The following is a 12,260-nucleotide window of genomic DNA, read 5'->3' as shown; positions in this document are numbered from 1 at the left end:
TCGGTTTCCTCCCTATGCCGCGCTATTCGGCGGCAGCTATATGCGGCCCGCTGATGCGGTGCAGAAATGCTTCCAGCTTGGCAGTCTGCTCGCGATCGAAATGCAGGCCACGCTTGGTCCTGCGCCAGAGGATGTCCTCGGCAGTCCGTGCCCATTCATGTTCGACGAGATAGCGGACTTCGGCCTCATAGAGCTCGGCACCGAAATCCTGACCGAGGTCGGCAGTCGATTTGGCCAGTCCGAGCAGGATGCGCGCACGCGTCCCGTAGAGTCGTACCAGGCGCCTTGCCATGCGGGTTTCCAAGAACGGATAGGAGCTCTTGAGTTTCGCAACCTCGGCCTCATAGCCGGTTGCGGGAAAGTCGCCACCGGGCAGCGCACCTTTTGCCGTCCAGGGCTCGCCGCGCTTGCCGAGAAAGCTCTCGATCTTCTCCAGCATGGACTCCGCCAGCCGGCGATAGGTGGTGATCTTACCGCCAAACGCATTGATGAGCGGAGCTGCACCCTCCCCACCCTCGGCTTTCAGCACATAATCGCGCGTCGCTTCCTGCGCTTTGGATGCACCATCATCGTAAAGCGGACGGACCGCTGAGTAAGTCCAGACGATGTCGGCGCGTGTCACCGGATCGGCAAAATATTCGCTGGCCGCCGCGCAGAGATAATCGATCTCGTCTTCGCTGATCCTCACATTGTGCGGATCATCGGAATAGTCGCGATCGGTGGTACCGATCAGCGTGAAGTCTTCCTCATAAGGAATGGCGAAGATGATGCGGCCATCCTTGTTCTGGAAGAAATAGGCGCGCGGATCATCGAATTTCTTGCGCACGACGATATGGCTGCCCTGCACCAGACGCACATTGTGCACGTCGTTCTTGCCGACGGTCTTCTCCAAGACATGGTCAACCCAGGGCCCGGCAGCATTGACCAGCAGCCTCGCCTTGACGGTTTCGGTCTTGCGGTCGCGCAGGTCCTCGATCGTGATCGCCCACAGATCACCTTCGCGACGTGCGGCGACAACCTTGGTGCGGGTCCGGATGGTGGCGCCGCGGTCGGCAGCATCGCGAGCGTTCAGCACGACCAGGCGAGCATCGTTGACCCATCCGTCGGAATATTCGAACGCCTTGGAAAACAGCGGCTTCAGCGGCTTACCGGCAGGATCGCGCTGCATGTCCAGCGTTTTCGTGGCCGGCAAGAGCTTACGCCCGCCTATATGATCGTAGAGGAAAAGACCGAGCCGCAGCATCCAGGCCGGACGCGGTCCGCCGGCGAAAAAGGGCAGCACGAAACGCATCGGCCAGATGATGTGCGGCGCGTTGCGCCACAGCACCTCGCGCTCCATCAAAGCTTCACGCACAAGGCGAAACTCGTAGAATTCGAGATAGCGAAGGCCACCATGGATGAGTTTGGTCGAACCGGACGATGTCCCGCTCGCCAGATCGTTCATCTCGGCCAGGAATACCGAATAGCCACGGCCAACCGCGTCGCGCGCAATGCCGCAACCGTTGATGCCACCGCCGATGACAAAAATGTCATGGACCGGAGTTCCGTCCAAAATGCCCTCCCACGATTTCGCATTGCAGCATAGCAAGCCGCATTTCGAAAGCGCTTGGATGTTATTTCGAAAACAGAACGAATGTCAAACGAAATTCAAATCAATCAAAAAAGGCTGTCCGGCATCCCGATCAGGATCGTGACGTCTCGATGAGTTGAACCTCGGAGTCCGCGCAGATCTTGCGCACCGCAGGGATGTCGCATCGATCGGTTATGAAGGTGTTGACCTGCGAGAGGTGACCGATGCGAACGGGTGCGGTGCGCTCGAACTTGGTGCAATCCGAAACCAGGATGACGTGGCGCGCATTGGCAAGGATGGCTTGCGCGACTTTCACTTCGCGAAAATCGAAATCGAGCAGCGCCCCGTCGTGATCGATGGCTGAGGCGCCGATCACTGCGTAGTCGACTTTGAACTGCTTGATGAAATCGACTGCCGCCTCACCGACGATACCACCGTCCGAGCCGCGCACCACACCACCGGCAATCACCACCTCTATCGAAGGATAGACACGCATCCTGTTGGCAACATTGATGTTATTGGTGATCACCATCAGGCCGCTATGATCAAGCAGGGCCTTGCTGACGGCTTCGGTCGTGGTGCCGATATTGATGAATAGCGAGGCATTGTCCGGGATCAGCCGTGCAGCGGCGAGACCAATTGCTTCTTTTTCATCGGCAGCGATCTGCCGTCTCGCCTCATACTCCATGTTCTCGATGCCGGACGGGAACAATGCGCCGCCATGGACGCGTGTCAGAAGCCGCTGGTCACACAGATCGTTGAGATCCTTGCGGATCGTCTGCGGCGTCACTTCGAAATGCGCGGCAAGATCATCCACCAGCACACGACCTGCCTCCTTGGCCATCTGGATGATCTCGGCATGGCGTGGCGACAGATACATTTGGGCAGTTCCCATTTTCGTTTTTTGTTACTCATAGCCAAAAACGAAAATGGAAAAAAAGCAAGAGCCAGCTATGGCGGACAGCGTATACGCCGCATCCTCTTCGGCTACGAGAGGCCGCGAGCGATCTCGACAATCACATCGAAAGCGGCCTCGACATCCTCTCGCGTTGCCTCGAATTGCCCGACCTGGAAACGGATCGCGACCTGATCGTCGACGCGTGTCTGGGTGAGATAGATGCGGCCATCATCGTTGATGGCATTGACCAGCCGCAGATTGTGTTCGTCGCTGTCACCTCCCTCGCCTGCCCGGTGGCGGAATGAGAACAGCGACAGCACCGGCGCAGTCACCAGTTCGAAATCCGGCTCCTTCGAAAGCCGCTCCGCCAGAGCGGCACTCCAGCCCACATGGTTGCGGATCATGGTACGCAGGCCTTCCAATCCATGCGCGCGCATCAGGAACCACAGTTTCAGCGCACGGAACCGCCTGCCCAGCGTCACCGTCCACTCGGAATAATTGACGACGCCGTCATGGCCATGTGTCTTCAGATATTCGGGTTTGATGGCCAGCGTGCGCACATGGCTTTCCGGGTCGCGCACGAACTGGATTGAACAGTCAAAACTGGCGCCCAGCCATTTGTGCGGATTGAAGACGATGGAATCGGCCTTTTCGATCCCGCGCCAGAAGTGACGATATTCCGGGCAGATCATCGCGGCGCCCGCCCATGCTGCATCGACATGCAGGTAGAGATCGTGGCGGCGGGCGATTTCCACGACCGCAGCGATGTCGTCTGTGCCGCCGGTGCTGGTACCTCCGACACAGGCGACGATGCCTGCCGGGAGAAATCCCGCCTCCTTGTCAGCGAGGATCGCAGCCTCCAGCGCGGCTGCATCCATGGAACGCAGCACACCGGTTGTCGGGACACGGACGAGGTTCTCGTCGCCTATGCCAGCGACCCAGATGGCGCGATCGATCGACGTGTGGACCTGGTTGGAACTGTAGATACGCAAGCGCTTCTGTCCGGTCAGGCCATCCTTATTGCCTTTCCAGTTGAGTGCCCGTTCGCGCATGGTGAGTATGGCGGCCAACGTGGCGGAGGAAGCCGAATCCCGGATAACCCCGGAGAACCCTTCCGGCAGGCCGAGCCCCTGGCGCAGCCAATCGATCATTTTTGTTTCGAGTTCGGTTGCGGCAGGCGAGGTTTGCCACAGCATGCATTGCGCCGCCACTGCGGTCACCAGGTATTCGGCGATGACGGAAACACGCGCGGCGTTTGCCGGAAAATAGGCGAAAAAGCGCGGATGCTGCCAATGCGTCATGCCGGGCATGATCTTGGCTTCGAAATCGGCGAAGATCGCTTCCATCGCTTCCGCCTGCTCCGGCGGCGATGCTGCGATCTGCTGCAGGGTCGATCCCGGGGCCACATGCGGCCGTACCGGTCTGTCCCGCACGGTATCCCGGTAATCCGCGCCCCAGTCCGCGGCGCGCCGTGACCACGCGCGGAATTCCTGGCTATCCATACCGCCTTCTCCCTGAGTTCGGCCCGAAATTGATTAACATGTGCATTATGCTGCCAGGCACTGGCGCGCAAGGCAGGTTGGCGGCATTTGCCGTCGCCTTGATGACTACTGTTGCACGACAGTGATCGAAACGGCGAGTTGCTCGCGGCCCTGGCCCAGACGAATGCCGGAAACCGGCATCGCATCGCGATAGTCGCGTCCGCTCGCCACCCGGACATAACGCTCATCCGGCGAGATGCCGTTGGCCGCGTCGAACGACACCCAACCCAATCCGGTGACATGCACCTCGGCCCAGGCGTGGCTCGCCACCTGCTCCGAAATGCCGTCCATCATCAGGTAACCACTGATGTATCGGGCTGATAAACCAAGAAGCCGCGCCGCCGAGATGAAGACATGGCTGTGGTCCTGGCACACACCAGTTCCAAGACTGAGCGCTTCTTCGGCCACCGTTTCGGCGCTGGTGCTGCCTGGCAGGTAGGTGATACGATCGCGCACCAGCCCCATCAGTCTATGCAGCCGTTCGATCTCGGGGCCTTCGCCGAGCCCCGCAACAAGACCACGAATCCCCTCGCCAGCCGTCGTCAGTGGTGTTTCGCGCAGGAACAGCCACAAGGGCGCGAAGCCTTGGTGCGGTCCATACACGCCTGCCTTGTCGATCGTCTCCACTTCGCCGACGGCCTCGATCGCGATGACGTGCGACGCCCCTTCGACGCTGACCAGGCGCGTGTCGTTGGCAAATTGGTCTCGGAAGTGCACCTCTTCCCTGGCGCCTTCGATCTTCAGCGCCCAGGAGCGCACGGTCTGCGTGGGACCCGAACCTGGAACGAGTCGCACGCGTTGCAGCGCGTAGCTGACCGGCGTGTCGTAACTGTATTCGGTCCGGTGCGTGATCTTCAGACGCATGATGGCCAACTGCGACGTTTTGCGTTGATATCAGGACGGGTCGAAATCGCAGGGTTCATCTCAATCCGCCTAGTAGAACCGGTAGTCTTCGGCGATCTGGTCGCCGAGGCGCGTGTTCTCGGCGATGAAATTGCCGAGGAATTCATGCAGGCCCGCATCGAAGACGTCCTTGATGGAGCCAACCTTCAGCATCGCATGAATTCGCTCGGCCGTCGCATGGCTGGCGTGGCGCGCGCCATAGTCGCCGCACAGGAAATTCAGGTGCTCAAGGATGAACCGATAGCAGAAGGTCAGCGAACGCGGCATGCGTGCATTGACGATCAGATAGTCGGCGATGTTCGTCGGCTTGTATTCCGCCTCGTAGACCCAGCGATACGAGCGATGTGCCGACACCGATCGCAGGATCGATTCCCACTGGTAGTTATCGAGGGTAGAGCCGACCCAGGAGATCGACGGCAACAGCACATAGTACTTCACATCGAGGATGCGGGCGGTGTTGTCTGCGCGTTCGAGATACGTGCCGAGCTGCGAGAAATCGAAGATCTCGTTGCGGAGTTGCGTGCCGAACAGCGAGCCGCGGATCAAGGCCGTCTCGCGTTTGACCGCATCGAGCACTGACGGCAGGTCGCGCTGGTCGATCGGCCTGGCCAGCATCCGCTTCAGCGCCATCCAGGCTTCGTTGGTGCTTTCCCAGGTCTCGCGCGTCAGCGCGGTGCGCACCATGCGCGCATTGTTGCGCGCCGTCTCGATCGACGACATGACGCTGGACGGGTTCGATGTGTCGCGCAGCAGGAAATCGGCGACGTTGGCCGCAGTGAACTCCGAATATTTCTGCGCGAACGCGACGTCGGACCCGGCGCTGATCACCACCGAATGCCATTCTTCCGAGGCATCCTGGGTGCGCGTCAGCGCCATGCGCAAACCGGCATCGACCAGCCGCGCCATGTTCTCCGCCCGCTCGATGTAGCGGTTCATCCAGTAAAGGCCGTTGGCGGTGCGTCCGAGCAGCATTAGCGGGACCTCCGGGGGGCAGTCGGCAGTCGGCAGTCGGCAGATCGGAAGAATTTCGGGATGAGCGACATCAACTTGTCCGTTGTAAGCTGCGGATCAACGCACGAAGCATCCGACCAATATCGTCGGTTTGCACTAAGAAGCGCTGCTCTGCTTCAGCATTGAGAAAACCGACACGGGCGGAAATTATGATGTGTGTCTCGAATTCCTTCAGCGAGCCCTGAGCCACGCGAAGCAATTGCACGTAAGAACCTGTATTTTCTCGGTCGTATCCTTCGGCAATATTGGCAGCTATCGAGGCAGCAGAGCGCCTCAACTGCGATGTCAGTCCGTACAGTTCAGACGGCGGAAAAGTTCCGGTGCACTCGTAGCAATCCACGGCCAATTCGATAGCAAGGTTCCATACCCTCAGGTCACGATACGATCCGATCTTGCGATCTACAGAGCCGGCCGGCTGCTCATGATCCGCAACCGACTGCCGACTGCCGACTGCCGACCTGCCGCTAATCATCCAGCACCCATGTATCCTTCGTGCCTCCGCCCTGGGAGGAATTCACCACCAGCGAACCTTCCTTGAGCGCCACGCGCGTCAGGCCACCCGGAACCAGCTGGATACGGTCGGAAACCAGCACATAGGGCCTGAGATCGACGTGGCGCGGCGCCAGACCCTTCTCGGTCATGATCGGACAGGTGGAGAGCGCCAGCGTCGGCTGGGCGATGTAGTTGGCAGGCTTGGCGGCGAGCTTCTTGGCGAACTCTTCGCATTCCTTCTTGGTTGCCGCCGGGCCAACCAGCATGCCATAGCCGCCCGATCCGTGCACTTCCTTGATGACCAGTTCCGAGATGTGTTCCTGCACGTATTTCAGGCTGTCCGGCTCGGAACAGCGCCAGGTCGGAATGTTACCCAGGATCGGCTTGCGACCCGTGTAGAACTCGACGATCTCCGGCATGTAGGAATAGATCGCCTTGTCATCGGAAATCCCGGTGCCCGGCGCATTGGCGATGGTGATGTTGCCCGCGCGGTAGACGTCCATGATGCCGGGCACGCCAAGTGCCGAATCCGGACGGAAGGTCAGCGGATCCAGGAACGCATCATCGACACGGCGATAGAGCACGTCGATCTGCTTGTAACCCTCCGTGGTGCGCATCGCGACATGGCCGTCGACGACACGCAGATCCTGCCCCTCGACGAGTTGCACGCCCATCTGGTCGGCCAGGAAAGCATGCTCGTAATAAGCGGAATTATAGATACCCGGCGTCAACACAGCGATGGTCGGCGTCCCCTCGACGCCCCTTGGCTTCACGGCAGCCAGGGATTGCCTGAGCAGCGCCGGATAATTCTCGACGGGCCGCACCTTGATCTGCTGGAACAGCTCCGGAAAGAGCTGCATCATCGTCTCGCGGTTCTCCAGCATGTACGAGACACCTGATGGCGTACGCGCATTGTCTTCCAGCACGTAGAACTCGTTTTCGCTGATGCGCACGATGTCGACGCCGATGATGTGCGTGTAGACTCCGGCCGGAGGCCGAACACCGATCATCTCCGGCAGGAAGGCTTCGTTGGCCGCGATCAACTGTTTCGGGACGCGCCCTGCCCGCAGGATCTCCTGGCGGTGATAGATGTCGTCCAGGAAGGCGTTGAGCGCCTGCACCCGCTGTTCGATGCCCAATGCCAGGCGGCGCCATTCCTGGCCCGAGATGATGCGCGGCACGATGTCGAAGGGAATGAGGCGCTCCGAAGCCTCCTGCTCGCCGTAAACGGCGAAGGTGATCCCGGTTTTCCGGAAGACACGTTCGGCATCTTCCATCTTCTGGGTAAGTCGACCTGGGTCTTGTTCTTTCAGCCAGCGATCATATGCCGAGTATGGTCTCCTCAGCCCGGTCGTTTCCGGAAGCATCTCATCGAAAGCTGCCAAACGCGTACTCCCCTCTGACACCATTTCAACTGGCGTCGGAGAGGAAATCAAGCGCAATCGGCGATTTGCATCGTTACAGCAGTCTGGCCGTCAAGATTGCACGATAGGCAGGCGGCAAAACAGCTTCCTGGGCAATGCGTGCTTATTCGGCGTGCACTTTACCGCAGCCTAAAATGCCCGAAACGTCACGGTCGTGAAGGTGTCGGAGATACCTGGAATGATCTGCACCTTCTCATTGACGAAATGGCCGATGTCCTGGTCATCGTCGATGTAGAATTTCGCGAGCAGATCGTAGTGACCGGCGGTCGAATAGATCTCGGAGGCGAGTTCAGCGTCGGCAAGCGCGGCAGCCACCTCATAGGCCTTGCCGAGTTCGCACTTGAACTGCACAAAAAACGTCTTCACGGGCCGGCCTTCCTTCTGTTTCGCATCCGTTTTGGCAGACGTGTCCGGTGCATTCAAGCCGGTTTCCGACAGGGACGGCAGGCCCACGCTTGCCGCAGCGGCACATTGACAGGCCCGACGGCCGTAGCGTCAACTTCATCCCAATTCGATCGGAACCCATGCAGTTCCGGCATGGTGGGAGGACTTAATGCGGACTTTCTGGCGCTGGATGCTGCGCGCCCTCCTTCTGCTCATTGCCGTCGCACTGGTCGGCGGCTTCATCTTTCGTCGGAAGATAGAGGAACTGCACGCCGTCTACACTTACGCGAACGCGTTCAAACCGAACGTCATCGATGAGAACTTCCGCTCGCTTTACAAACTCTATCCCGCCGTTCGGGTCGAACATGGTTCGGAGGTAAGCGAACTTCCAAAGGCAGAAAGAGCGCTGCCGGAAACCTATGCCTCCGCAGGCGAGACCCGAAAGCTCGCCGACTGGATCGAAAGGACACAGACCACCGGCCTCATTGTGATCAAGGATGGCAAGATCATCCACGAGGAATACCGACGCGGCAACAATGCTGGAACCCAGTCGATCGCCATGTCGGTCTCGAAGTCGACCATTTCCTTCCTCGTTGGCAATGCAGTCGCCGACGGTCTGATCAGGCTGGAGGATCCCGTCGAGAAATACGCCCCCTTGCTGGCCGCGGGCGGCTATAAGGGCGTTACGGTCAAGAACGTCCTGCAGATGTCGTCCGGCATCGGTTTCAACGAGGACTACGGCGATCTCAATTCCGATATCGTGCGCTATATCATCCAGATCCTCACCGGTTCGGTGAACGATTTCACCGCGCGTCTCAAGAGCGAGCGGCCGCAAGGCACGTTCAACCGCTACGTCTCTGCCGATACCCAGGTGCTCGGCATGGTACTGGAGGGGGCAACCGGCAAACCCCTGCCCGACTATTTCAAGGAGAGACTTTGGTCCAGGCTAGGCTCCGAGGCGGATGCCTATTGGCTGGTCGATCAGAAGAAGGAAGCGCTGGCGGCCGGCGGCCTGAATGCCGTGCTGCGTGACTACGCCCGTTTTGGCCTGCTCTATCTCAACAAGGGGCGTAACTGGAAGGGCGAGCAGATCGTACCGGCCGAATGGGTGCATGCCTCGGTGACGCCGGACGCACCCTATCTGATGCCTGGCCGTGAGGACCCCGCCGCCGGTATTCCATTCGGCTACGGCTACCAATGGTGGATTTCCCGGCAAGCCGCAGGGCGACTTCGCGGCAATCGGCATCTATGGTCAGTTCATCTACGTGAACCCGGCGCGCGGGGTGGTGATTGCCAAGACCTCGGCCTATGCCGACTACAACAACAGCGGCGGTGCGATGGAATACGAAACGATCGATGCATTCCAGGCGATCGCCAACGCGCTATAGCCGGCGGAGAACCCGGATCGTCGTCCGGGAGGGTGCAACGATTGACGCATCGACAGGCACAGTGGTAGCCGCTTCGCCAAATTCCGACAAACCCTGCCACTCCAGAGAAGAAATGTGCGTCATGAAAAACCGAAGCAAGGCTGCGTGTGCGGCTGCTCTGTTGCTTGCGACCGGCTTGATCGGTGCGGCACAGTCGATCGCACCTGTTTCGTCAGCCCAGGCTCAGACCGAATACCTGCCGACCAAGAAGGATTTCATCGGCAAGTGGAAACTGAGCGGGTCGGCCATCCGGCCGCCGCGAGATTTGAAAGGATCGCCCACAGAGCAGGATGAAGCGGCTGCGAATGATTTCCAGCAGACAGTAACCACCTTCTATTCAGCCTTCGACTATCTGGAGATCAAGGCAGACGGTAGCTACAACTTCCATCAGCCTGGCGATCCTGCGTCGGGGCCTTGCGTGTGGTGCGGAACCTGGTCATTCAAGAACGATTCGCTCTGGCTCAAACTGGACACGGCGCCACGGCTCGACATCTACGCCGAGGGCGGCGATATCCAGATGACTTATACGGCAGAGCCGGAAAAAACGTCCAAATACAAATGGCAGGTTTTCGGCTGGTCGAAGCTTGACTGATCAAAGGGGGCTGCCGCAGGGTCATTGGCCGCCCCGCCTTCAACAGGGCGGCAAATCACCCTTCACCCAGCCTTCCGAGATTACAGCGGTACGGGCTTCGAACTGACCGGTTTCGATCGCGTCGCGAATGTCCTGCATCAGCTTCTGATAGTAGGACAGGTTGTTCCAGGTGAGCAGCATGGCGCCGAGCGCCTCCTGCGAGCGGACCAGATGATGAAGATACGCCCTGGAGTAGTCTCGGGCCGCCGGGCAGTCGCTTTCCTCGTCAAGCGGACGCGGATCGTCGGCGTGGCGGGCGTTGCGCAGGTTGATCTTGCCGCGTCTGGTATAGGCAAGCCCATGACGCCCTGCCCGCGTCGGCATCACGCAATCGAACATGTCGATGCCGCGTGCCACCGATTTCACGATGTCATCAGGCGTGCCGACTCCCATCAGATAGCGCGGCTTGTTGGCCGGCAGCTCCGGACAAGTGATGTCGAGCATATCCAGCATCACCGCCTGCGGTTCACCCACCGCAAGGCCACCAACCGCATACCCCTTCAGATCCATCGCCGACAGCGCCTGCGCGGAGCGCACCCGTAGCGGAGCAATGTCGCCGCCCTGCACGATACCGAACATCGCCTTGCCAGGCTGATCGCCGAAGGCTGTCTTGCAGCGCTCGGCCCAGCGCAGCGACAGCTCCATCGCACGCTCGATCTCCCTGGCGTCGGCAGGCAGTGCCGTGCACTCATCGAGCTGCATCTGGATATCGGAATCGAGCAGGCCCTGGATCTCGATCGAACGTTCCGGCGACATCTCGTAGGCCGAGCCGTCGATATGCGAGCGGAAGGTGACGCCCTGCTCGGTCAGTTTCCTGAGCTTCGACAGCGACATCACCTGGAAGCCGCCGGAATCGGTCAGGATCGGATGCGGCCAGCGAGCGAATTCGTGCAGCCCACCCAGCCGCGCCACCCGTTCCGCACCAGGCCGCAGCATCAGGTGATAGGTGTTGCCCAGGATGATGTCTGCACCGACACCACGCACCTGGTCCATGTACATGGCCTTGACCGTACCGCCGGTACCGACCGGCATGAAGGCGGGGGTCCGAATCCTGCCGCGCGGCATGGCGATTTCACCGCGCCGCGCCTTGCCGTCCGTGGCGAGCACGGAAAAGGAAAAATTCTCGATCATGCGCTGCCTTTAACTGTCGCTGCGGCGCAAGACAATCCGGGATGAACCCTTGTCCGGCTCAGTCCCCGCGCCTAGCTTGAGAAACGGCAATCCGTGGAGCGATCCTATGCCGATATTCGAAGGTGCATGCCACTGCGGTGCCGTACGCTGGCGGTTCAACGGGATTCCGGATGGCGCTACGGCTTGCAACTGCACAGCCTGCCGCCGCTATGGCGTGCTGTGGATCTACGGCTACGAGGGTGAGGAAATCGAGGTCTCCGGCGAAGCACGCATCTATGCCCGCAGTGACAGCGATGGCGATCTCACGTTCCATTTCTGCCCCAACTGCGGCAACGTAGCGTGGTGGCGCGGCACGCAACTGGACAGGAACGGTCGCAGACGCATGGCCGTCAACGTACGGCTTGCCGAGCCGGAAACCGTGGCGGCCTTGCCGATCGACCATTTCGACGGTCTGACCACCCACACCGACTTACCGCGCGACGGCCGCAATGTCGTCGACTACTGGTTCTGAGCTGTCGACTGTTATTCGCCGAATTCCTTGTCGTGGACCGGCGCCGTGGCTGCCTGCTCCTCGAGCGACTGCCTGTAGCGGATACAGCCGCGCATGAACTTGGGCCAGGGCGGCACTGCGATCGCCGGGTCGGTTCTTTCCGGCAACAGTTCCCAAAGGTCCGGATGATGCCAGCACAGCTCGTGACCAGTCGAGTCTCGGTGCGTGCGAATGCCTTGCCGTAGCTTCTTCACCTCGGCGACAAGCTGGTCGCGGTTCATGGCTTCGAGATCGTGATCCATCTCTCCTCCTCGACATAAGGTGCGCCTCGCTCCCCGCGCAGGAACACCTTATGTCG

12 protein-coding genes and 1 pseudogene are annotated in these 12,260 nt (G+C 60.0%); 3 read left to right on the top strand and 10 right to left on the bottom strand.

What is annotated here, in order from left to right; all coding sequences use genetic code 11:
• Nucleotides 1–22 precede the first annotated feature (22 nt).
• From glpD to ACFJIU_RS09295, 8 genes are all read right to left on the bottom strand, one after another.
• Nucleotides 23–1,552, bottom strand: coding sequence for a glycerol-3-phosphate dehydrogenase (gene glpD, locus ACFJIU_RS09330; protein WP_379070322.1), 1,530 nt, complete (start codon nucleotides 1,550–1,552; stop codon nucleotides 23–25).
• Between the two features lie 130 nt (nucleotides 1,553–1,682).
• On the bottom strand, nucleotides 1,683–2,450 hold the full coding sequence (locus tag ACFJIU_RS09325) for a DeoR/GlpR family DNA-binding transcription regulator (RefSeq protein WP_379073023.1): 768 nt from the start codon (nucleotides 2,448–2,450) through the stop codon (nucleotides 1,683–1,685).
• A gap of 107 nt (nucleotides 2,451–2,557) precedes the next feature.
• A complete protein-coding gene (locus tag ACFJIU_RS09320) occupies nucleotides 2,558–3,970 on the bottom strand; it encodes a pyridoxal phosphate-dependent decarboxylase family protein (protein WP_379070319.1) in 1,413 nt (470 codons plus the stop codon).
• Nucleotides 3,971–4,075: 105 nt separating this feature from the next.
• Nucleotides 4,076–4,873 (bottom strand): transglutaminase domain-containing protein, encoded by a 798-nt coding sequence (locus ACFJIU_RS09315; RefSeq protein WP_379070316.1) that lies wholly within the window; start codon nucleotides 4,871–4,873, stop codon nucleotides 4,076–4,078.
• Nucleotides 4,874–4,942: 69 nt separating this feature from the next.
• Nucleotides 4,943–5,884: an alpha-E domain-containing protein gene (locus tag ACFJIU_RS09310; RefSeq protein WP_379070313.1), complete on the bottom strand. Its 942-nt coding sequence runs from the start codon at nucleotides 5,882–5,884 to the stop codon at nucleotides 4,943–4,945.
• Between the two features lie 70 nt (nucleotides 5,885–5,954).
• Entirely contained in the window at nucleotides 5,955–6,395 is a 441-nt protein-coding gene (locus ACFJIU_RS09305; protein WP_379070310.1) for a four helix bundle protein, read from the bottom strand.
• Complete coding sequence (locus ACFJIU_RS09300) at nucleotides 6,388–7,800, bottom strand: circularly permuted type 2 ATP-grasp protein (RefSeq protein ID WP_379070307.1); 1,413 nt, start codon at nucleotides 7,798–7,800, stop codon at nucleotides 6,388–6,390. The genes ACFJIU_RS09305 and ACFJIU_RS09300 overlap by 8 nt, the downstream gene beginning before the upstream one ends.
• A 168-nt stretch (nucleotides 7,801–7,968) precedes the next feature.
• Nucleotides 7,969–8,205, bottom strand: coding sequence for an Lrp/AsnC family transcriptional regulator (locus ACFJIU_RS09295; RefSeq protein ID WP_054311233.1), 237 nt, complete (start codon nucleotides 8,203–8,205; stop codon nucleotides 7,969–7,971).
• Between the two features lie 208 nt (nucleotides 8,206–8,413).
• Here ACFJIU_RS09295 and ACFJIU_RS09290 point away from each other — a divergent pair.
• A pseudogene (locus ACFJIU_RS09290) lies at nucleotides 8,414–9,611 on the top strand (serine hydrolase domain-containing protein).
• A 121-nt stretch (nucleotides 9,612–9,732) separates the two neighbouring features.
• Nucleotides 9,733–10,242, top strand: coding sequence for a hypothetical protein (locus ACFJIU_RS09285; protein ID WP_379073022.1), 510 nt, complete (start codon nucleotides 9,733–9,735; stop codon nucleotides 10,240–10,242).
• A 39-nt stretch (nucleotides 10,243–10,281) separates the two neighbouring features.
• Here the strand turns inward: ACFJIU_RS09285 and tgt are convergent, their stop codons facing one another.
• Nucleotides 10,282–11,412 (bottom strand): tRNA guanosine(34) transglycosylase Tgt, encoded by a 1,131-nt coding sequence (gene tgt / locus ACFJIU_RS09280; RefSeq protein ID WP_379070303.1) that lies wholly within the window; start codon nucleotides 11,410–11,412, stop codon nucleotides 10,282–10,284.
• 112 nt (nucleotides 11,413–11,524) lie between these two features.
• On the opposite strand from tgt, the gene ACFJIU_RS09275 reads away from it, so the two are divergent.
• Nucleotides 11,525–11,923 (top strand): GFA family protein, encoded by a 399-nt coding sequence (locus ACFJIU_RS09275; RefSeq protein WP_379073021.1) that lies wholly within the window; start codon nucleotides 11,525–11,527, stop codon nucleotides 11,921–11,923.
• Nucleotides 11,924–11,934: 11 nt separating this feature from the next.
• Here ACFJIU_RS09275 and ACFJIU_RS09270 read toward each other — a convergent pair whose 3' ends face one another.
• Nucleotides 11,935–12,204, bottom strand: a complete 270-nt coding sequence (locus tag ACFJIU_RS09270) for a hypothetical protein (RefSeq protein ID WP_379070300.1) — start codon at nucleotides 12,202–12,204, stop codon at nucleotides 11,935–11,937.
• Between the last annotated feature and the right edge of the window lie 56 nt (nucleotides 12,205–12,260).

Source organism: Mesorhizobium sp. UC74_2, from assembly GCF_042701485.1.
Lineage (GTDB): Bacteria > Pseudomonadota > Alphaproteobacteria > Rhizobiales > Rhizobiaceae > Mesorhizobium.
The sequence above is the reverse complement of the archived record's forward strand: the minus strand, read 5'-3'. Positions and strand labels throughout refer to the sequence as shown.